The 19,819-nt window shown below is 65.2% G+C and carries 19 protein-coding genes and 1 pseudogene; 12 read left to right on the top strand and 8 right to left on the bottom strand.

The annotated features are described in order from the left end of the window. Positions 1-22: 22 nt before the first annotated feature. From IPL75_16305 to IPL75_16290, 4 genes are all read right to left on the bottom strand, one after another. Positions 23-766 carry a hypothetical protein gene (locus IPL75_16305; GenBank protein ID MBK9241766.1) on the bottom strand — a complete coding sequence of 248 codons (744 nt, stop codon included), beginning with the start codon at positions 764-766 and terminating at the stop codon, positions 23-25. Positions 767-816: 50 nt separating this feature from the next. Continuing rightward, complete coding sequence (locus IPL75_16300; GenBank protein MBK9241765.1) at positions 817-3,474, bottom strand: ABC transporter permease; 2,658 nt, start codon at positions 3,472-3,474, stop codon at positions 817-819. A gap of 4 nt (positions 3,475-3,478) precedes the next feature. After that, entirely contained in the window at positions 3,479-3,814 is a 336-nt protein-coding gene (locus tag IPL75_16295; protein ID MBK9241764.1) for a PadR family transcriptional regulator, read from the bottom strand. 63 nt (positions 3,815-3,877) lie between these two features. Further along, entirely contained in the window at positions 3,878-4,522 is a 645-nt protein-coding gene (locus IPL75_16290) for a cyclic nucleotide-binding domain-containing protein (protein MBK9241763.1), read from the bottom strand. Between the two features lie 34 nt (positions 4,523-4,556). On the opposite strand from IPL75_16290, the gene IPL75_16285 reads away from it, so the two are divergent. The 5 genes from IPL75_16285 (at position 4,557) to IPL75_16265 (ending at position 8,150) form a co-directional block, all read left to right on the top strand. Beyond that, on the top strand, positions 4,557-5,015 hold the full coding sequence (locus IPL75_16285; GenBank protein ID MBK9241762.1) for a hypothetical protein: 459 nt from the start codon (positions 4,557-4,559) through the stop codon (positions 5,013-5,015). Beyond that, positions 5,002-5,181: a hypothetical protein gene (locus IPL75_16280; GenBank protein MBK9241761.1), complete on the top strand. Its 180-nt coding sequence runs from the start codon at positions 5,002-5,004 to the stop codon at positions 5,179-5,181. Before IPL75_16285 ends, IPL75_16280 begins: the two co-directional genes overlap by 14 nt. A 9-nt stretch (positions 5,182-5,190) precedes the next feature. Next, complete coding sequence (locus IPL75_16275; protein ID MBK9241760.1) at positions 5,191-6,099, top strand: hypothetical protein; 909 nt, start codon at positions 5,191-5,193, stop codon at positions 6,097-6,099. 11 nt (positions 6,100-6,110) lie between these two features. Continuing rightward, positions 6,111-6,794, top strand: a complete 684-nt coding sequence (locus tag IPL75_16270) for a hypothetical protein (protein ID MBK9241759.1) — start codon at positions 6,111-6,113, stop codon at positions 6,792-6,794. A gap of 105 nt (positions 6,795-6,899) precedes the next feature. Further along, positions 6,900-8,150: a hypothetical protein gene (locus IPL75_16265; GenBank protein MBK9241758.1), complete on the top strand. Its 1,251-nt coding sequence runs from the start codon at positions 6,900-6,902 to the stop codon at positions 8,148-8,150. Between the two features lie 15 nt (positions 8,151-8,165). On the opposite strand, the gene IPL75_16260 is transcribed toward IPL75_16265, so the two are convergent. Beyond that, positions 8,166-8,939: a PH domain-containing protein gene (locus tag IPL75_16260; GenBank protein MBK9241757.1), complete on the bottom strand. Its 774-nt coding sequence runs from the start codon at positions 8,937-8,939 to the stop codon at positions 8,166-8,168. Then, positions 8,936-9,694 carry a hypothetical protein gene (locus tag IPL75_16255; GenBank protein MBK9241756.1) on the bottom strand — a complete coding sequence of 253 codons (759 nt, stop codon included), beginning with the start codon at positions 9,692-9,694 and terminating at the stop codon, positions 8,936-8,938. The genes IPL75_16260 and IPL75_16255 overlap by 4 nt, the downstream gene beginning before the upstream one ends. 102 nt (positions 9,695-9,796) lie before the next feature. Between IPL75_16255 and IPL75_16250 the strand changes: the two genes are divergently transcribed. The 7 genes and pseudogenes from IPL75_16250 (at position 9,797) to IPL75_16220 (ending at position 16,239) form a co-directional block, all read left to right on the top strand. Continuing rightward, the gene (locus tag IPL75_16250; GenBank protein MBK9241755.1) at positions 9,797-10,336 is read left to right on the top strand and encodes a hypothetical protein; all 540 of its coding nucleotides are present in this window, start codon (positions 9,797-9,799) and stop codon (positions 10,334-10,336) included. A 12-nt stretch (positions 10,337-10,348) separates the two neighbouring features. After that, positions 10,349-12,010: a zinc ribbon domain-containing protein gene (locus IPL75_16245; GenBank protein ID MBK9241754.1), complete on the top strand. Its 1,662-nt coding sequence runs from the start codon at positions 10,349-10,351 to the stop codon at positions 12,008-12,010. Between the two features lie 4 nt (positions 12,011-12,014). Further along, positions 12,015-13,229: a hypothetical protein gene (locus IPL75_16240; protein MBK9241753.1), complete on the top strand. Its 1,215-nt coding sequence runs from the start codon at positions 12,015-12,017 to the stop codon at positions 13,227-13,229. Positions 13,230-13,242: 13 nt separating this feature from the next. Continuing rightward, positions 13,243-13,308, top strand: a pseudogene (locus IPL75_16235) (zinc-ribbon domain-containing protein). A gap of 54 nt (positions 13,309-13,362) precedes the next feature. After that, entirely contained in the window at positions 13,363-14,754 is a 1,392-nt protein-coding gene (locus IPL75_16230) for a serine/threonine protein kinase (GenBank protein ID MBK9241752.1), read from the top strand. 23 nt (positions 14,755-14,777) lie between these two features. Further along, positions 14,778-15,788: a C1 family peptidase gene (locus tag IPL75_16225; protein MBK9241751.1), complete on the top strand. Its 1,011-nt coding sequence runs from the start codon at positions 14,778-14,780 to the stop codon at positions 15,786-15,788. A 10-nt stretch (positions 15,789-15,798) separates the two neighbouring features. Continuing rightward, positions 15,799-16,239, top strand: coding sequence for a hypothetical protein (locus tag IPL75_16220; GenBank protein ID MBK9241750.1), 441 nt, complete (start codon positions 15,799-15,801; stop codon positions 16,237-16,239). A 14-nt stretch (positions 16,240-16,253) separates the two neighbouring features. Here the strand turns inward: IPL75_16220 and IPL75_16215 are convergent, their stop codons facing one another. Then, entirely contained in the window at positions 16,254-19,136 is a 2,883-nt protein-coding gene (locus IPL75_16215; GenBank protein MBK9241749.1) for a protein kinase, read from the bottom strand. A gap of 100 nt (positions 19,137-19,236) precedes the next feature. Beyond that, positions 19,237-19,818: a cation:proton antiporter gene (locus IPL75_16210; GenBank protein ID MBK9241748.1), complete on the bottom strand. Its 582-nt coding sequence runs from the start codon at positions 19,816-19,818 to the stop codon at positions 19,237-19,239. Position 19,819 lies beyond the last annotated feature (1 nt).

The following is a 19,819-nucleotide window of genomic DNA, read 5'->3' as shown; positions in this document are numbered from 1 at the left end:
TGTTGCTCGGCGGTGAAGGGAGTCAGGAATTGCCCTGGGCCAGGTCCTGACGGACGAAGAACGCATTGACGCCACTGAGGCTGCAGCCCACCAGGCAATAGCCCCGCCTGGCGAGAGCGAGTTCCAGAAACTTGAGCGAAGCCCCGAAGCAATCATCCTCTCTCCAGACGTGCGCCGCGTCGTAGGCCATGCAGTACTCGAGCGGCGGCGGGAACCTGGCGTTGTACTCCATGACGATCACCCGGGGGCGAACGCAGGTGACGGACTCAAACACGTGATAGTCGTTGCCGTCGATGTCCACCGACATCAGATCGATTTCCCCGCTCGGGACGGCGGCCGCGATCAGCGCGTCGATGTTGTCGCGTGTGACCAACGCGGTGGTCACGCTCAAACGTCCCTCGCGAATCACCGAGGGGAGGTTCGCCCGGATCCGTCTGGTCAGAGAAGCCGACCCTTCGATCCACAGACCCTTCCAGCCGTCGAACAGCAGGGCCAGCGTGTTGTTCTCCAGACCGTCGCCCACGCCGAATTCGACGAAGGTCCGGTTGGTGACGCCGATCCGGGAGAAGATCTCCCGGATGATCCCGTCTTCGTCGGTCTGCGAGTAGATCTTGCGACCGAATGGGATGAGACACTTCCGGTCCTGAAATCGCGGACTGGCTCTCAGGCGGTCGATCTCTGCGCTCAGAGCCAGGGCGGTCGCCGGTTGGTGAAGGACGGAGTCGGCGAACCGGCGAAGCAAGGTCTTGAGTGTCGCGACATTCACCGGAATCTCCTCCTGGTCCGGCTTAGCGTATCTCAGTGATTGGGGCGACCCTATTCCTGCTTGAGCGTGGTCATGGGGTCGATCCTGGCCGCGCGAATGGCGGGGACCGCCGCGGCAATCGCGCAGGCCACCACGATCGCGGCCGCACTGCCGAGGTAGGCCAGCGGGTCGAACACGCGAACCATGCCGTTGATCTCGGCAGACGCGGAGGTCGAAAGCAACGCCGCGGCCAGCAGAGCCGCAAGAGCGGCTCCCGCACCAATGCCAACACCGACGGGGCCGAACGACTGCGACAGCACCAGGCGCGCCACGCGGCCCTTCGTCGCACCCAGGGCCATACGGACGCCGATTTCGCGCGTCCGTCGTGCCACGACATACGAGAGCACGCTGTAGAGGCCCGACACCGTCAGACCCAGGGCCAACACGCCGAGGGCGACGGCCACTGATGAAGCCAATGCCAGGACGTTACCCGCGAATCCAGCCATGGTTCGAACCGTCGTGATACGTCCCATGGCGGGATCGACCGGTGTCAGCCGCTCGATCAGGGCGCGACGCGCCTGGTCGGGGTCGCCGTTGACGCGCAGCACCAGCGAGGCACCGGCACTGCTCGCGTCGATCGGCACGTAGACGCCGGCATCCACCATCTCGAACATCCCATGGCCGACCCGTGCGTCCCGGACCACACCCACCACCGTGAGGGATCGGCTCGACAACTCGGGCGTCACCACGTCCTGGCCGAGCCGCTCGACGCCCTTTCGCTCAAATGGGTCAAGCGTCATCGTCTGGCCCACGGCATCGCGGTCGGGCCAGATTCTCCGGGCGACGGTCTCGGAAATGACCACAACGCCAGCCGATGCCTGACGTTCCGCTTTGGTGAAGAGGCGTCCGCGTACGACGGTAAGCCCGAACACCTCGAAGTATTCAGGCGAGGCGAACTTGAACTCGACCGGCACTCCATTCGCTTCTGCCAACGTGCCGCCGATGCCGAACGGCCACGCGGCCCCCACGAGTGCCACTGACGAATCGCTCCCGACCGCTTGCAGCAGCCCCGCACGGCGGTGTTCATTCGTCATCTCGAGAAGAACGGTGTCTTGCGTCCGAAGTCCTGGCTGCGCTGCCGACGCCGACATCATGCCGCGCAGGAAGACGGCCGCTGCAATCAGCAGCAGCGCAGACGCCGACACCTGAACCGCGACCAGCGCGTTGCGCGCCCGGCCTGGTCGCGCATCCCTCGTAATCTCTCCGCGCATCGTCCTGATCAGCTCGACTCGCGTGGATTGAATCGCGGGGGCCAGACCGAACAGCACCGTGGCGAACACCGCGCCGCCTGCAAGAAACACAAACACCCGCCAGTCGGCTGCCAGGGCAGCAAGGCTGATGAGCTCGCTGAGCTCCGGCGGCATTACCGCCGTGGCCACGCGGACCGCCGCGTCGAGCGTCAACCTTGCCACGAGCAGGCCGCCCGCGGCCGACACCGACGCGAGCAGCAGGCTCTCGGTCAGCAGCTGCCGGATAATGAGCCGTCGCGATGCACCGAGTGAGAGGCGGATACCGATCTCGCGCTGACGCGCGAGCCCCCGCGCGAGCAACAGGTTGGCCACGTTGGCACAACCGATAAGAAGGATGAGCCCGAACGCGAGAAAGAGTGGCGCGAACCCCAGCAGGCCGTCGAGCGCGCTGATTGGGAGCGACCCTCGCCTGGCCACCAGCCTGATCGACTTCGGACGGCCCCCCGCTTCCTTGAGTGCGGGATTGGCCACCGCCCAGGCGGAGAGCGCCGCTGTGGCGGCCTCAACCGAGACATCCGGCTTCAGGCGGCCGACGATGTCGATGGCGTACGAATCTTCCTTGCCGGACGACGACTGACGAAGGTGCGAGAGGCGGCCGAGTGGAGTCCAGAAGTCGGGAGGTGTGATTCCCAGACCGCGGAAGCCCGCAGCCATCACGCCGACCACTTGATACGGGTGTCCATTGAGTTCCACGGAACGGCCTACAACGTTCGGGTCACGCTCGAAGAACTGCGTCCAGCCGCGATGGCTCAGCACGATCACCGGCTCGCTGCCCGGCTGTTCATCGTCACCGCGGCCAAGGGTGCGGCCCAGCAATGGGGCGGCGCCAATGGTCTCGAAGAAGTTGGAGGTGACCAGCGTGCCGTTGAATGTCCGGCCATCCACACGAGCCGCGACGCCATTGAGCATGGCGACCGAGTCCGTGAAGACTGTGGTCTGGCTTCGGAGCGCCTCGTAGTCGGGCCGGGTGAAGGCCACCCAGGCTCCCGCGCCAGGCTCAGGTGGCCGCCGCACCTCAAAGAGCCGGTCGGGCTCCGGCACGTCGTCGGCACGGAGGAACATGGCGGAATAGAACATGAAGACGACCGCGACGATGCCGAGCCCAAGCGCAATCGTGGCGGTGATGGTGAATGCGGTCAGCGGCGCGCGCCTGAACTCGCGGAACGCGTATTTGACGTCGCGGACGGTGGTATCCACAAAGGCGGTGCGGCGCTCGTCGCGGCACTGGTCCGCCACAAGCGCGACTGAGCCAAACCGCCGGCGCGCGAGTCGCTGAGCCTCGGCGGGGTCGGCACCGGCGGCGGCCAGTCTGGCGGCCTCGCGATCGATGTGGAACGCCAGTTCCTCGTCGAGTTCCCGCTCCACCGGCTGAGGCCGGACGATGGCGCGAAGGCGCAGGTACAGGTCTCTGAGGGTCATGGCGTCAGGCGAGCTTCATTACGCGGTCGATCGCCATTGCGAGGCGCGTCCATTCGTCGGCTTCTCTCGCAAGCTGGCGGCGGCCCGAGGGTGTGAGGTGGTAGTACTTCGCGCGTCGCCCCAGCTCCGAGGTCTTCCACTCGGCCTCGATCCAGTCCTGGTGCTCAAGACGATGGAGCGCAGGGTAGAGCGAGCCCTGGTTGATTTGGAGGACGTCCCTGGAAATCTGCTCGATGCGTTCCGAGATGGCCCAGCCGTGCATAGGCTCGGTCTGCAGCGTCCTGAGAATCAGCAAATCCAGCGTGCCTGGCAATAGGTCCGGAGCAGCGGTCTTGGTCATGATGTCGCCTGCCGACAATAGCGCTGTTGGTGTCGACTGTCAACACCATGACCGATGACACCCCTAATGTGACGCCAGCCGCTCGTCGCCGCGCAGAATTTTCTCCACCAGATCGAATCCGAGCACCGACTGAATCTTGATCCACAGTCCGGGGCTGCGGTCCCGGAGAGCCAGCAACTCCTGCGCCGGCCAGCGCATGACTTCGATCTCTCCAACGGCGTCCACATCGGCGTTGGCCGGGTGGCCCGTCAAGAGACTCATCTCCGCCACAAAAAACCCGGCCGGAAGCTCCGTCACCATCGTCTGCCGGCGTTGCACCCGAACGGTACCCTTGAGGAGGAAGTAGAGCGACTCTGGCTGGACGCCGTTCGACGCCAGCCGTGCGTCGCGCATCGTGTCGCGTGTGCCCAGCGCCCACCACCGCAGGAATTCGCGGGTGCTGAGCGCGGTGAAGTGCCGGTCATAAATAGGCTGAAGGCCTGCCGGCAGCTGGATTCGGCGGCGGTCAAGGAGGATCACGACGACCCAGACCACGTTGATGCACGCAAAGAGCGAGTTCCACAATCCGATCGGCAGGATGCCGCGGGAGAAGGCGTAGGTGCCGACGATGAGTTGCGCGACGACCAGCAGGGTTCGCAGTAGCAGAATGTCGCGGGCCAGCAGGGCGCAGAGGGTGATGACGTAGCCGAGATGAATCAGGTATTCCATGGGCCCCGTCAGTATTGCTCAGTGGGTGTGCTGTATGAAACTGCGCCCATCCGGCGCACACGCAACAATGCGGGCGTTCGACTCGGACGAGCGCGAGTGCCGGTTCGATGACTGGACCGCGCGCGGGTTCACCGGCCTCGACCACAACCGCGACCGTGTCATCACGTCTGATGAATGGCACTGGTCACGCGCGAGTTTCGACGCGCGGGATCTCGACCGCAACGGCCGCCTCACGCGCGAGGAGTTTAATGGCGCGGCGTCGCAGCCGGTGAGGAGCGCCGCGTTCAAGGCCGGCCACGAGCGCGGGCTCATCGAAGGCCGCCAGGCCGGACGCGAGGACAAACAGGCCGGCGCCTGGGACCTCGAAGGTCAGCGCGAGCTCGAACAATCCGACTCAGGCTACGAGGCCCGTTTTGGCCCGCGGCCCGAGTACCAGGCGGGCTATCGGGAAGCCTTCCGGCGCAGCTATCGTGACGGGTATGGAGAGCGATAGCCGAGTGGTCTGGCTTTACCCGCGCGAGTGTTTGCCTGCAGCGCTGTTTAATCCATCGCTCCGCCTGTCATGGACGCCTGACCGCAAGAGCCTCACCTTCGCGACGGCCAGGACGACGACCAATCTGTGGCTGATGGACGGCGTGAGCGGCGTCCGCGTGCGATAACATCCGCCGATGACTTTTCGACCCGGTTCTCTGGTTATCGCCGTCCTGCTTGGAATCGCGCTGGCGGCTCCGCGCGCCGAGGCGCAAGGTCCCAACGAAGCAGAAATCAAGCGGCACTTCGAAGGCAAGCGTGTCACCCTGCGCATCGATATGCCCGGAGCGTCCGAGGGCGTGGACATCCGGGTGGACCGTCCTTTTGATGCCAAACAGTATGGCGATCGCCTGCGGCGATTCGGCACGTCGATCCGTAGCGGGGAGACGGCCACGATCACGACCATCAAGGTCAAGAAGGACATGGTCGAGTTCCAGTTGGACGGCGGAGGGTACGGCACATTCGGCGACGACACGAGCCTGTCCGTGAACATGCCGGATGTGCAGAAGACCAACCGCGAGAAGGATCTGGAAGCGGCGGTCAAACGGGAGACCGACGCCGCAAGAAAGCGCGAACTCCAGCGCGAGCTCGACGACGTCCGCAATGCCCGGGAGCGCGAGAATCGCCGCATCGCCGTCGACCGGTCATTCGCGGAGGAACGCAAGCGGACGCAGGTGGCTGAACGACGCCTTCAGGGCGGGTCGCGCTTCAACGTGCGGTTTGCCGCCAACGTCCCCGCGACGCTGAATCCGAATGACATCATGTCCGCGCTCGCAGAATTCGTGGATTTTTCGCCGGCGCCTCAGGGCGGCGTCACCGCGGCTCGCCCGGACGACTCCAGTGGCGCGCGCGGAGGCGACGGCTTGCCGCGCAAGGGCATGCTGCGCGCCGATGCCGAGCGACAGTTCGGCCGGCCGGAGTCCGTGTCCGAGCGGCGCGAAGGCACGCTGCGCGTGGTCACTCTTGTCTTCACTCGTGGCGATTCACGCATCACGGCGGACTTCGTTGAGGACGTCATGATCCGCTTCACCGTCGCCTCCCGCTGAGCCATCCGACCATGACACGTCGACACTCACCGCTCTTCATGCTCGCCGCGACGTCGCTGGTCCCGCTGACTATCGTCGCGTGCGGCGCGAACCTCCCGACGAAACCAGAAGCGGCCGCGGCGTTGTCCGCGGCCCCCGATCCGACGTTCGCCTCGAAGCTCACCAGGACTCTGCCGGCGTCAACGTACTGCATGACGGCGAATCCGGATTTTTCCTTCGAGACCATGGGCCAGCCGGACTTCGTGGAGACGTTTCAGAACCTGAGAGACAAGGGGCCTCTGTACGACGCGGTGAATGCCGGCGTCGTCCGCATCGAGCTCAAGGAGTTTCGGTTCGACCCAGACGGGCGCTCGCCGGATCCGTCGTGTGACGCGGTGCACGCACAGTCCAAACAGAACGGCTTGACGAGCCGTCAGGTGCGACTCGCGATGGTGCGCACCACGCTGACGCCGAAAGCCACGGCCGCGGGCGTCCAGTTTGACACGCCCGTCGAAGTCGCCACGCGTGAGGTGCTGGAGGTGACCGACGTCCGGACCGAGCGCGGCGGGACCGTGGCTGTGAAATACACCTGGGCGTGGAAGCCGACGAAGATGGCCGAGGTGGTCGGCTACATGCCTCCGGCGCCGAAGGAGGCCGTCGCACGCCTCCGCCGCTCGGACGGCGGCTGGGTCGTAGATAACGCGGGACTGAAGTAGCGCCCTCGCCGGGTCTGAAGACCCGGCCTCCGAAGAGCTTGCCCCGCCGTAGCCAGAAGCGAAGCGACTGCCTGGCGAAGGCGGGCTGTTTTATAATCCGCTGCCATGCGTCCCCAACTTGCCGCGTTCCTGTCACTCATCTGCATGTCCGTGGCCTGTGGCGGCGGCACTGACGTCGCTTCCACCGCGGGTGCGCCCGCGGCGTCCGGCGCGCCTGCGGCGCCTGGCGCGGCCGCGCCGGCTCCCAGTCAAGCGGCGGCCTCGAACTTCGTCGAAGGCAAAGACTACCTCGTCCTCGAGCGGCGCCTCTTCCTCGACGAAGCAGGCTTCGATCGACCCGTCGAGGCGTTCAGCATGCTGTTTCCGCGCGGCTGGACGATTCAAGGTGGCGTGAAGTGGGTCAACCTGGTCAACGGCTGCCGGGCCGACGGCGCCAGTAACGAAGTCACCGCGACGTCGGCGGACGGGACGTTCCGCTACCAGATCATGCCGTCGCGGTCTTTCCTGTACTCAGACGACCAGTCGATGATGCAGATCTACCAGGCTGGCGCACAGTCCGGCGGCTGCGAGTTGAGCACGACGTTTGACGCCGAGCGCTACATGAAGGGTTATGCCCAGCGTGATTTGCAGGCCACGGCATCCGACATCACGGTCGATGAGCCCAAGGTGGCGTTCGCGCGGAGGCTTGACGCCCAGGCGAACCAGGTCGCAGCTCAGTACGGCAACCAGATGCAGCAGCAGACCTCGTATGTGACTGGCAAGGTCACGTGGCCCAATGGCGACGAAGGTGTCATGGAAGTCGGCGTCAGCCAACGCTTCACTCGCAAGCCCAACATGGTGACAGGTGGCGCCTCGTCGGACTGGACGACGAGCGTCCTCTATCATGTGCTCTTGCGCTTTCCCGCCGCGCGCCGCGACGAAGGCGCGAAACTGTTTCACACCATTCAATCCAGCTACCGGCAGAACCCCGTGTGGCAACAGGTGAAGACCAATTTCATGACGCAGTTGGGCAATATCGAGCACGCGGGCCGCATGGATAGACTGCGGCTGCAGGGTGAGCAGGCCGCGTCCTACGCACAAGCACAAAGTGAGGCTCAGGATCGGCAGATGCGATCGTGGGAACTCCGGCAGGACTCCCAGGACCGGCAACAGAAGGCCTTCGTCCAGACGATTCGCGAGGTCGAGACCTGGCGCGACTCGAGCGGTCCCGTCGAACTCAGCAGCGGCTACGGTCAGGCGTGGAGCCGCGGCAACGGCAGCTACATTCTCAGCAACTCTCCCACGTTTGATCCCAGCAGCGTGTTTCAGGATCAGCGCTGGACCGAAATGAAGCGCGAACGGCCGGGCGGGACGTAAAGAGAGGCGCTCTGGTTACGGCCATTTCAGCCCAACCGCCGTTTCAATCGATGCCTTCAGTTCCTCCGCGCCGTGCATCGTGCCGAGAAACGCAAACTCCCGCGACGGGGAGAACACGACAAAGTACCTCAGCCGCATTCCGTAGGCGGGCAGGTACACGTGCCTGACCGTCAGGCCAGCCACCTCAGGCCAGGGGATCGTCTGTTCCCGGAACAGCGCGCGGGAGTGCAGCCCGCGTTCGTCGATGCGAAGCCTGACGCGGTCGGCGAACCAGTTGCTGAAGACGAGTGTGCCCGCAATGATCGCGCTCGAGATGGCCAGCGCCGCGGCAACGTCGCGTGAGGCCGTGAACACCGCCAGGCCGGCGAAGACTACCATCAGCCCTGCAAAGACCCACGCTGCGATTCCGACGCCCCGGCTTCGCCGTCCACCCGAATAGGCCGCCGGCCGGATCACCGCGACGGGACCGAGGGCCAGGTGGGGAAGGGGCTTAACGTCGCGCCGGTTTCGGCGTCCCGGAAGTGTTGGGCCGACGGCGAGCACCGCGATGCTTCCGATCGACAGGACCAGCGCGAGAAACATCGACCACCCTGCGGCGTTGGCCAGGCTCCAGAACGGCAAGCTGGCGGCGAGCCACCTCAGGACGCTGTACCGCCGGAAGCTGAGTGCCAGTCCCGCAGCGGTGCAGAACACGTAGACGACGGCCAGGGTGTCCGCCCGCTCGAGCCGATACTCGTGCTGGGCCAGGGCGACAATGCCGACGAGGATGAGCAGGGGGCCGAACCTCATCCTCCCGGAGTGGCCTCCGTGTAGCCGGCGGGAATCGAGAAGACATCCATCGAGATCGCGCCGTGAGACACCCCGACGAACTCAGAGGTGTGCCGCACTCCAAGCGCGATTGTCGTCTGACGCAGAGGAACGCTGGACTCGGACAGGACGCTCGCGTTCGACGGCGCCGGCGGCAGCAGCTTCTGGAGTTGGGTGGTAAAGCCCGAGAGCACCGCCAGCGCCGCCTTGAAACTGGCCGCGTCCTTCTCGGGGAGCGAAAGGCTCTCGGCGGTCACCACACACGCTTCACCCGACGGAACCTTGTTCAACGTGAATCGGTGCACCGTGCACGTGCGGCCGGCGACGGTGCTGACGCCGCCCGGTTCGACGGTCGTGGCTCCGCCGTCGATGAGTGGGGTCAGTTCCGGCTGGCGGGCCAGCAGTGCTGCTCGTTCTGCAGGCGAAAGGTCCTCAAACGACTTCCTGAACTCGGCCATCATCCCGGCGATCGCCTTGAAGAAGGCCTCGCGATTGGCCTCCGTGATCCGGGAGAACGTCTTGCGCTGATGATTCAGCATCACAACCGTCCTGGACGTGGACTCCACGATGAGGCTCTCGGCACCCACATCGGTGCGCATCCGCGATCCCGCGAGCAGGATGGAGGTGAGTCCGAACGATCCTTCGGTCATCCGGAACTCGATGTGTGTGTCCTCGAATTCCCTGGCCGCGCCGACGGGCAGGCAGACAAAGATGACGAAGACAGCGATGAGTGACACAAATTGACTTTGGCGCACGCGGGTTTGTCAGTATTATGCACATCCTAGCCGCGTGGGCCCACCCCGGACGCCCCGGCCGGCTGCGTGAATATCGGACGAAGCATGCAAACGAGTGATGCGACAAATCCAGAGACTATCGATACCGTCCTGCGCCTCCTCTCATGGGGCCTGTTTTCGTTCACCGCGTTGTGGGCGGTCACTGGGACGATCGCGTATTTTCATCGCCGCGCGTACAACCTGACGCGGGCCGAATCGAGCCGCTCGCAGCACATCAAGCCAGACTTCCTGACCGTCGACAAGGACAAGCGGCGGCAGGCGATCGAGCGTGGCGAGGCCTACGACAAGGTCCTGCAGGGGGAGGGCCCCACGAGCGCTGTGGAGACTGCCAGCCTCTGGTCACGTTTTGCCGCAATGACGACGGCGGTTCTGGCCCTGATCACCCTGATCGTTGGCACTCTGAACAGCATCGGTGCCCTGCAACAGGGAGTTGAAAGACTGTCCAATTGGGAAGCGCTCAGCCAGCTCGTCAGTGAGCACATGGCCGGCACCGTGGTGGCTCTTATCGTCATCGCCGCCAACGTCATCGTCTTCGCCGAAGGGTCGAAGAAGTGGCGGAAAGCCCAGGCAACCGCAAAGCGATAACGGAGACGATGAATGGCGACGACTCAGATCAGACTTAGCGACGACAACCTGCTGGGGGAGTACATCTCCCTCGACAAATTCCAGGGCGTGATCGAGCAGCGGCTGGCTGTCGGTCCGGACCTGATGGCGATGCTGATTCGCGACGGGCAGATCGCCCAGGCGGCGCCGGGCGGACATTTTTCAATTGGAGGCGTCTGGCGCTCCCTCAAGGACGCGATCGGCGGCAAGCACGCGCTGCGGATGCTGATTGCGGACCTGAAGCCGTTCCAGCTGACGGTGCCGGCCACGGCGCTGACCAAGGACAACGTACCGGTGGCCGGCGAGTTCACCATCGAACTGCAGGTCAATCCCGAACGACCGGCCGGGATCCTCGGGCTGATGAAGGAGCACTCCGCGGTCACCAAGACGAGCATCCTCAGCCGCTTGTCGCCCCACATTGGTGAACGTGTCTTGAGCGCGACGATCAGGCAGGTGGACGCGCTTGAACTCCGCGGCAACATCGGCCTGCAGGACAAGGTTCAAGCCGATGCCATGAAGGAAGTGGAGCGCATCGCCGGCGATCTGGGCCTCCTGGCGCGCGTGGTCTCGGTGACCTGGGCGCTCAATGAGGAAGAGCAGGCGCTTGTCGTCAAGCGGCAGCTCGAGCGTGAACAAGAAGCGCTTGAACGCGAATTCCAGATCCTTACCCGCGAAGTCGCGCGTGACGCTGAATCGACCATCATCAGCCTGAAAACCGATCTCGACGTCGAGAAGGTCAAGGCGGCCAGCGAAGACGAGCTCCGCCGGTTCATTCTGGCGAACGAGCTGGGTTTCATCGATGCGCGCGAAACCGGCATCCGCGTGCAGCAGATGGCGGCGCTCAAACACGAACTCGACCTCAACCGCACACAGCGGCTCGATGGGTTGCAGGCGCAGCTCGAGGCCGAGCGGCACCTGATCGAGATGGCGCGCACGGGCGGCCAACGTCGCGACGTCGAGATGGATCTGGCGACGCGCGAAAAACAGCACCAGTTGGCCATCGTCCGTATCGATCAGGACATTCTCGCGGTCCAGCGTGAAGGGCAGCTGGCTGACGGCCAGCAGGGGTTGGCGCTGGGGCGCTTGAAGCTTCAGTTCGATCGCGAGGAGCAGGCGGACCGGATCAAGACTCTCCGCGACCTGCAGGACGTCGATCTTGACGGCAAGGATCGCGAAACCGACATCACCATCAAGGGCGGCGATGCAGAGCACCGGCGGGCGATGGACGCAGCCCGGCTGGAAAGCGAGACGTTGCTGGCCAGAATCAAGGCGCTGGGCAATGCGACGCCGGAGCAGATCATCGCCATTCAGGCGGGATTCTCGCCTGAGGTGGCGAACGTGATGGTCGAACAGGCGAAAGCCCGGGCGGCCGAGGGCGTGGACCGCATCGCGCTGATGCGAGAAATGGTTCAGCAGGCGAATGAGGCCAAGGTGTCGTCGGAGGCACAGGCCCGTCATCTGTTTGATTCCGGCATGCAGGGGGCGACCGGGGTGGCGCAGGGTGTCGGTATGGCGGCCGCAGGTGCCGGCATGGGTGGAATGGGCGTTGTGCCTATCGTCGGCGGAACCGGACTGACTGAGTGTCCAAACTGCCACACCGCCGTTCCGATTACCGATCGCTTCTGCGAAAATTGCGGCCGTCAGATGCGACAGTAGCGCGATGGAGTGGCGTCCGTACCAAGGGTGCTGCGCGACGGCTGCCGCCGCCAGCAGTCGCGCGTTCTGCAACGAGTGCGGGCATGCATTGCTGCGCTGCATGGCGTTCAGCGAGTGCAAGGGACTGGTGACTCCGAACGGGGAGTGTGCAGCGTGCGTGAGCCCCCGTTTGATGATTGACGCCGGCGCGGGAGTGCGGGCGAAAAAGGGCGAGCGCGTGTCCGTGCCACTCATCCTGCGCAACGCGTCGTCCGCCGCGCGGCCGATTTGGGTCAAACACATGGTGAAAGGCGACGGCCGTTCGCAGGAGCCGGTCGCGTTGACCTGGGAACACCTCGACGCGGGAACCGAGCGCCGATTCACGCTGGATGCCCCGCCACTCATCGAGGGCGGCACCCAGACCCTGTCGATGATCATGGTGATCGCATCGCGCTACAAAGGCCTCGAAGAGGAGTACGCCTTTTCGTCGGCGGTCACATTGACCGTGTCGAGCGAGGACGCGCATCAGACCACCATCAATATCAGCGGCGGCACGATCCACGGCCTGGCCAGCGGCGGCGACGTGGTCAGCGGCGACAACGCGACCATCAGCGAGGGCGGACACGCGATCAGCGGCGACAAGGCACTGCTCTACAAGAGTGGTCCCGAAGAAGGCGCGTCGCCGGCGGCGGTCGCCGAGCGCGCGCGTACCCCCCTTGATCTGCAACGCGCGGAGAAGTGGGAACTCGCGAACGGCATCCGGGGATACCGGGAACTTGGTGTGCGCGTGCCGCGCCACGTCGAATTCACGTTTAATGGCTTTCGCGCGGAGGACGCGCCCGGCACACCCATGACCGCGACGCGGACAGGCCGGCTGGCGTGCGGCCGCAACTCACGGACGGGTGCTGCCGACGCGACGGCGATCGCGAACGACCTTTGCCTGCGTGCCTACGATCGTCAGGGGGCCGTTGATGAACCGGCAACGATGGCGATTTCGCGTCACCATTTCGACCTTCTGATCGTCAATGACCGGCTCTGCCTTCAGGCGCGCGCGACCCAGGGGATGAGTGTGAACGACGCGCCGCTCCTGTCGGGCGACGTCGCATCGCTCACACCTGCAGACCGCGTGGTGCCAATTTCCGGCCGTCCGGACAAATTTGCGCTGAAGCTGCATTTTGCCTCATCGTTGGGCTCGGTCGATCGCATTGAGATTCGTCGCAGCCCCGCGATGACGCCATGAAGGCCCACCAACAATGAAGTGCCCGAAGTGCCAGACTCCTCTTTCCGCCAGTGCGGCATTCTGCCCGAACTGCGGCACCGCAACCCCGGCCCGAGGGCCCAAGACCTTCAGCGGGCTGAATACTGTGGCGCCCATGCGAGAAGCGTCGGCATCGGTGCTCGAGCCCGGAACGCTCTTCGACGAGCGCTACCGGATCGTCCGCAAGATCGGCGAAGGCGGGATGGGGATCGTCTATGTGGCAACCGATACCAATACCAAAGACGAGATTGTCCTCAAGCTCATTCATCCCTCTCTTGTCGCTGGTGAAGAGGCGCTCGATCGGCTGATGAGCGAAGGCCGCACCGCCCGCCAGATCCGGCATGCCAACGTGGTGGCGGTCTACGACGTGTCGCTGTGCGAGGGGCAGGCGTACTTCACGATGGAGTACGTCAAGGGCGGAACCCTGCGCTCGTGGATGAACGCCGCCAAGCGCAGCGGAAACGAGGTGAGCGTCCACACGGCAGCCGGCCTCATGAAAGCGATGCTGGCGGGCGTGGCCGAAGCGCATCGCCTCGGCTTCGTTCACCGGGATCTGAAGCCTGAGAATGTGCTTCTGGATGGCGACCCGGACGCCGGTAATTTTGATCTGAAGATCCTCGACTTCGGCATTGCGAAAGCCGTGGGGGCCGCGTCGGCCACCGGTGGCGCGCTCGGCACACCGCCGTACATGGCACCCGAGCAAAACACGTCGGCAGACTCGGTCGGCCCGACGGCGGACTTCTACTCGCTCTCGGTGATGCTCTACGAACTGCTGATGGAGGCGCCGCCGCTGGGACGATGGGAGATGGTGAGCACGAGCCGCCGCGATGTGCCGAAGGCGATCGATGAGCTGCTCGAAAAGGGCCTGTCGGCGCGGCCACGCAATCGATTCGCATCGGCGGCAGAGTTCGATGGCGCCATCGGAGCGGCCGTCAAGGGCGTGCGCCCGACTCCGGTGATGCCGGACCCACCGCCCCTTCCAGTGCCCCCGCCCGCGCCGCCGGGTCCGCCGCCGACTCCGCCGGGGCCGAACGTGTGGCAGGCATATTTCACCAACATGCCGGCGCGCACCAAGATGTGGCTGGGCATCGGGATCGCCGTTCTGGCGGTGATGGCCTGGATGAGTGATCGCCCGGAAGAGGATCTGTCAGGACCTGAATTTAATGCGGTCCAACCGGTCGATCCGAATCAGGGGCGCGGAGTGCAGCCTGCCTCGTTCAACATGTCCGGCGTCTGGCTCAATGACGGCGGCGATCGACTCGACTTCCGCCAGGACGGCACCAACGTCGAGGGCACCGGCCTGGTCACGGGCATGGGGCCGGTGGTCATCAAGGGGACCTTCGATGGCGCCGTTCTCAGATACGTCGTCTACTCGACGATGAACCGGCAGGCGATTGCGGAGGGCGGCGGACAACTGCAGCCTGACAGAAGACACATCAACCTCGATCAGATGACGTACGGATTTGGGCGAAGCGCAGGCCAGCTGCATTTCGACCACCTGCATTAGCGGCTCGCGACTGGAGTATGTGAATGAAGTGTTATCGCTGCAAGAACTCGCTCTCCCCGGCACAGTCCAACTGCACGTCCTGCGGCCAGGCGGTCTACACCACGCATCAAGGTCCAGGCATCGCGATGGGACGCCGGCTCGATGGGCTCCTGGCGGGCGCGGTCTCTGAACGGGATCATCTTGCCGCACTCGACGTGAGGACGCTGCCGCGCCAGACGGACCTGCGCGACAACCTCGGCGCCGTCGAAGATCAGGGGCAGATCGGCAGCTGCGTCGCCAACGCGGCGGTCGGCGCGCTCGAGCATCAGCAGCGCAAGGCCGGCAAACCCGTCGTCGAACTCAGCCGCATGTTTGTCTATTTCAACGCGCGGCGCATGAGCGGCAACGAGCGCGAAGACGGCGGCACGACCACGGCTCAGGGCATGGCTGCGTTTCTGGCCTTTGGCGCGCCCCCGGAGAACGTCTGGCCCTACGATCCAGACCTGCTGAAGACAGAACCCAGCCGCCAGGCATATGACCAGGCGTCGCCAAACACGCCAATCGAGTACGCCCGCGTTGACGGGATGCAGAACATCAAAGGCGCGCTGGCGTCGGGATATCCCGTCGTCATCGGCGTGTCGATACCGCAGTGGTGTTATCAGGAAGCGGGCAAGACCGGGGTTATGCCGGACGCGCCACTGGCGGAAATTGACAAAGCCAAGCGGGAGACAGGTCACTCAATGTTGCTCGTCGGCTACGACCTCGATGGCGGATACTTCACCGTTCGCAACAGCTGGGGCCAGGACTGGGGCCAGAACGGCTACTTCCGCATGTCGTTCGACACGTTCGAAGCGGCGACAAGGGCGGAGGCTTCGTGGATTCTGGGCAACCTCGCGGCAACGCCGGCCCTTGCGATCACGCGTCCCGAGCGAAAGGGCGCGGTGGACGGCAGCGTGCGCGACATGGCTGCGAAGATGCGTCACGACATCCGCGACAGCCTCACGAAGGACATCAGAGATTCGTTCAAGGACATCAAAGACCGGATGAAGCGATAGGCAGTCCCGCATGATGCTCTACAAGTACGGGGTCCTGGCGTGGGTTTGGCGCGGACTCATCGCGTTCGGCCTGTTCCTCGCCTCCGGGTTCCTGCTCACTGGTCTGGCGTCGTGGAGTCTCTGGCTGTTCGTCGGCGGGCTGGCGCTGATCGCGCCGTCACTGTTCTTCGGAGCGGTCCTTGTGGTTCAGGCAGACAAGACCGTCGGCGAGACGCTGGAGATTCGCACCCTGTTGTTCTTCCGCCGCCGCATCGAACTGTCTCGCCTGGGGGCACCGGTGGTCCGCAGGAAATATCACGATGCCGTCCTCGACTTTGACGCCCCTCGGGCCTGGGTGCCGGTGAAAGGCAGCCTGCCCCTCTACTTCGATCTCCTGGGCCAGATTCCCGACAGGCAGGCGTTCATGAAAACCGTGGGGTTGACTTCGGCCACACTGCGAGCTGCCGAGTAAGTCGTCGCTGCCCCTCAGCGGGATCCAATCGACGTCCCCACGATCATGTCGTGTGGTCCGCGTGTGGGACGCAGCAGGGCCCACACAAACCCGAGGATCGTCGGAGCCGCAGCCAGGGAGGCGACGGCGATCGAGAAGACTGCGGCGCGGGTGACTGGCCACGCCAGAAGCGCGCCGTAGATCAGCAGCGGTAACCACGCCAGGATCAGACGAAACACCGCTCGCACGCGGCCGACCTCGCGCCCACGCCCGGTGACAACCGCCATCCCGAGCGACGCGAGCACGAAGCCGCTTGGACGCACCAGGACCGACACCAACCCACCGAAGAATGACATTCCGGCGCCCACGAGCAACAACGCGACGAAGATGGTCGTCGAATTGTCCTGCGCAAGGAACTGCCTCTCGGCGCGCTGTAGCGCTGGCGCGAGCTTCGTCTTTGCCTCAGCAACCTCAGCCTCGCTCGGTGTCAGTGCAGCCGCCGAGTCCGCCAGGGCGCGGAGGGCACGCGCGTCTTTATCATCCTCGTCGGCCGATCGCCAGGGCGCGTCGGCGGCCATGAGCTCTGGCCGCAAGGCGCCCGCCAGGTACACCTTGAGGGCCTGCTGCCGTGCTGGTTCGCGCTCATCCGTCAGGTCGTCAAGCAGCTTGTCCGCTACGAACCGATCGTGCGGTAAGACCACGTTGATGCGAATCGCGACAGCCGCAATCACCAGCATCAGGATCACGGGCGATGCGGCAAGGACCAGCGGCCAGGCCCGCCGCGATCGGGTGACCGCGCCGCCCGACGCCGTGACGACTGACAGATCGCCGATGAGTTCCGCCAGGGGAACAGCCCGCTTCTTCTGCCACCGATCGAGCATGGCCACCGCCGATGCGGGCGGTGAAGACGCGTAATGACCCACCGCCGTCAGCAACTGCTGGGCCGTTCCTGGACCTGCCGGCGCCCCGGTACCCGGGGCCGGCCAATCGAGCAGCACCGCCCGTCCATCGGGCCGGATCCACACACGGTCCACGCCGAGCGGCGGTGTGGTGCCATCGCGTTCAGCGGCGGCGAGTTCGGTGGCGAGGTCCTTCAACCAGCCGTGTACCACTGGCCAGGCTGGGCCAGGGTCACCGGCCTGCAGGCGCGCGCCCTGCGGTGCCTCAAACGCATCCCAGCTGTCACCAGGCGCACGCCGGCCCGCCAGCCAATGCAATCGGCCGACGCGGCTCACATCGCGCCTCGCCCTGGGGGTCTCCGGCGCTTCGTCACTCAATTCGACGGGGCTCCATTCGACGAGCCACACGGGCCGCCTGAGTACCGGGTCCACACCGTCGAAGAGCCGCGCGTGTTCGAGAACTGCCAACTCGCGGCCGACGATGAAGGGGCCGAGGCGGCGCTGCGCTGAATCCGACGTGCGGGCATCGGGCGCCACGCCCATTGTTTCGCCAGCATCCCGACGCCGCAGTTCGCGCGAGACGACCTTTACCACGCGGGTCTTGGTGAGAATGTCTTGCACCGCCGCGTAACCGTTTTTCCGGCGCATGGTGGAGAACAACAGGAGCGTCAAAACGACTGGCACAAAGGCCACCGAGGCCGACAGGCCAGGGTTGGCCACGAGATACTCGGCGAATGGACGCGCGCCCATCACAAGCGTCGGGGCGAGCATCAGCAGGGCGGGGGCGTAATAGATCACGGCCCGCGCCATGGCCTGCCTCCACGAGACCGCACCCGTGCGAGACAACACGCGCAGGCCGAGCAGCCGCTTCCCGAGTGTTCTGCTCCACAGTCCTTCGCAGAGCACGAAATACAACACCCCGACGACGACCGTCCAGGGGTCGAGGTCCACAGATGTCGAGCCGCGTCGGACCGCGGGCGGACCGAAGGACGTATTGAGGATGCCGGCGGGAATGGCGATCAGCAGGTAGTCCACGGCGCCCGCCAGGAGCCGCACGTCGAGTCTTGCGGGTGCGCCAGAAAGGGAAAATGGCCGCAGCGCTCGAGCCAGGTCCTGATACGAGGCCGGGCGATCGGCCGGGTCCTTGGCGAGGCAGCGCGCGATGAGCGTGCCGAGCGCAGCCGGGACGCCGGACCGGACCTTGTGCAGCATCGGTGGCGGCTCGTGCTTCACGCGATCGATCAGCACCGTGAAGTCCTTGCCCTCGAATGGCGGCGCACCGGTCAGCAGGTAGTAGAGGGTGGCGCCAACGGCATAAATGTCGGAACGCACGTCAAGCGCGTCGCCACGCAACTGCTCCGGCGAGGCGAACTGCGGAGTGCCCATGAACGTCCGGTCGGCGCTTCGCCCGGTCGAGGGAATGGACAGACCGAAGTCTCCCACCTTGACGCTGCCATCGGAGTCGATGAAGCAGTTGGACGGCTTGATATCACGGTGGAGGATGCCCGCCGCCAGGGCCGCGTCGAGGCCGCTGATGATGTCGAGAACCGCCGAGACCGCTTCCGAGACCGGCTGCGGGCCCTGCTCGGTCACTCGATCCTTGAGTGTGCCCCCAGGCACCAGCTGCATCGAGATCGCGGACATGCCATCGATTTCTTCGCTGCCGAAGACGTACACGGTGTGCGGGTCGCTCACCGACGCGGCCATCTGCCCTTCGCGCAGGAAGCGCTCGCGATCCTCGAAGCTATCGATCCGGCCGCGCAGCAGCTTCAGCGCAATCAGCCGGCCTGTGTCGAGGTGCTCGGCCTCGTACACCTCCCCCATGCCGCCTCGGCCAAGCAGCCGGACGATGCGGTAGGGGCCAAACGGCTGTCCATCCACGAGCCCGGGCTGCTCGCTCGGCACGCTGCCTGAGCCGCTGAGAGGCGACAGCATGGTCGCCTGCTCACTGTTCGAAAGTGGTGCAGGCGTGGCTGTCCCGTCGGACAGTCGCGTATGGTCGTCGTCCTCGATCGCCATCAGGGCATTGTGCCCTACGTTAGACCGAGCCCGAGCGACGTTTCGCTACTCCGTGCGCAACGCTACCGGCGGCGGGCCGAGTACCTACGCATCAGGGGCGTCACCGACACGCCATGCAGGACGATCGACATGGCGACGCGCCCAGATCGTGCGCGCCCATCAGGCCGAGGCCGAGCATGACGAATGGGAATGCGGTGCCGTCATTCAGGCCCGCTTCCCCTGTGAGGCTGAAGCGCACGGGTTCGCCGTCGTGCGCGTGGCTGACCTGGACGTCAGACGCGAGGACCGGATCGGTCGGTGCCAGGATGGCGCCCAGCAACAGCGCCACGGGCAGCGCCATGCCGGCGGCGAACGCAATCGCGGCAATACCGGCGATGGTCAGGAGCATGGCGACCGCCGATAGCCGCAGCGCGACCCGCCACCGGCGATCGGACCAAGGCAGGCGCAACTTCAATCCGGCGGTGAACAACGAGATGACGACCGCCACTTCGGTCAGCCCCTCGAGCACGTCGGTGTCGTTGAGCGCATCGACATGCAGCAGTCCAATACCCCACGGACCCAGCCAGGCGCCGGCCGCCAGGTAGAACATCGACGGCGTCACCGGCAGCCGCTTGAGCAGCGTGCCGAAGAGTGCAAAGCCGATGAGGAGTGCGCCGGTAATCAGAAACCATGCAGCCGCCATC

This window comes from Acidobacteriota bacterium, assembly GCA_016716905.1.
Classification (GTDB): domain Bacteria; phylum Acidobacteriota; class Vicinamibacteria; order Vicinamibacterales; family SCN-69-37; genus SYFT01.
The sequence above is the reverse complement of the archived record's forward strand: the minus strand, read 5'-3'. Positions and strand labels throughout refer to the sequence as shown.

Excerpts from the sequence above, each read along its gene's own strand:
- IPL75_16270 (MBK9241759.1), top strand. The coding sequence starts at position 6,111 with ATGACACGTCGACACTCACCGCTCTTCATGCTCGCCGCGACGTCGCTG.
- IPL75_16260 (MBK9241757.1), bottom strand. The coding sequence starts at position 8,939 with ATGAGGTTCGGCCCCCTGCTCATCCTCGTCGGCATTGTCGCCCTGGCC.
- IPL75_16225 (MBK9241751.1), top strand. The coding sequence starts at position 14,778 with ATGAAGTGTTATCGCTGCAAGAACTCGCTCTCCCCGGCACAGTCCAAC.
- IPL75_16220 (MBK9241750.1), top strand. The coding sequence starts at position 15,799 with ATGATGCTCTACAAGTACGGGGTCCTGGCGTGGGTTTGGCGCGGACTC.
- IPL75_16215 (MBK9241749.1), bottom strand. The coding sequence starts at position 19,136 with ATGGCGATCGAGGACGACGACCATACGCGACTGTCCGACGGGACAGCC.
- IPL75_16275 (MBK9241760.1), top strand. The coding sequence starts at position 5,191 with ATGACTTTTCGACCCGGTTCTCTGGTTATCGCCGTCCTGCTTGGAATC.
- IPL75_16290 (MBK9241763.1), bottom strand. The coding sequence starts at position 4,522 with ATGGAATACCTGATTCATCTCGGCTACGTCATCACCCTCTGCGCCCTG.
- IPL75_16300 (MBK9241765.1), bottom strand. The coding sequence starts at position 3,474 with ATGACCCTCAGAGACCTGTACCTGCGCCTTCGCGCCATCGTCCGGCCT.
- IPL75_16240 (MBK9241753.1), top strand. The coding sequence starts at position 12,015 with ATGGAGTGGCGTCCGTACCAAGGGTGCTGCGCGACGGCTGCCGCCGCC.
- IPL75_16250 (MBK9241755.1), top strand. The coding sequence starts at position 9,797 with ATGCAAACGAGTGATGCGACAAATCCAGAGACTATCGATACCGTCCTG.
- IPL75_16230 (MBK9241752.1), top strand. The coding sequence starts at position 13,363 with ATGCGAGAAGCGTCGGCATCGGTGCTCGAGCCCGGAACGCTCTTCGAC.
- IPL75_16265 (MBK9241758.1), top strand. The coding sequence starts at position 6,900 with ATGCGTCCCCAACTTGCCGCGTTCCTGTCACTCATCTGCATGTCCGTG.
- IPL75_16245 (MBK9241754.1), top strand. The coding sequence starts at position 10,349 with ATGGCGACGACTCAGATCAGACTTAGCGACGACAACCTGCTGGGGGAG.
- IPL75_16280 (MBK9241761.1), top strand. The coding sequence starts at position 5,002 with ATGGAGAGCGATAGCCGAGTGGTCTGGCTTTACCCGCGCGAGTGTTTG.
- IPL75_16295 (MBK9241764.1), bottom strand. The coding sequence starts at position 3,814 with ATGACCAAGACCGCTGCTCCGGACCTATTGCCAGGCACGCTGGATTTG.
- IPL75_16210 (MBK9241748.1), bottom strand. The coding sequence starts at position 19,818 with ATGGCGGCTGCATGGTTTCTGATTACCGGCGCACTCCTCATCGGCTTT.
- IPL75_16285 (MBK9241762.1), top strand. The coding sequence starts at position 4,557 with ATGAAACTGCGCCCATCCGGCGCACACGCAACAATGCGGGCGTTCGAC.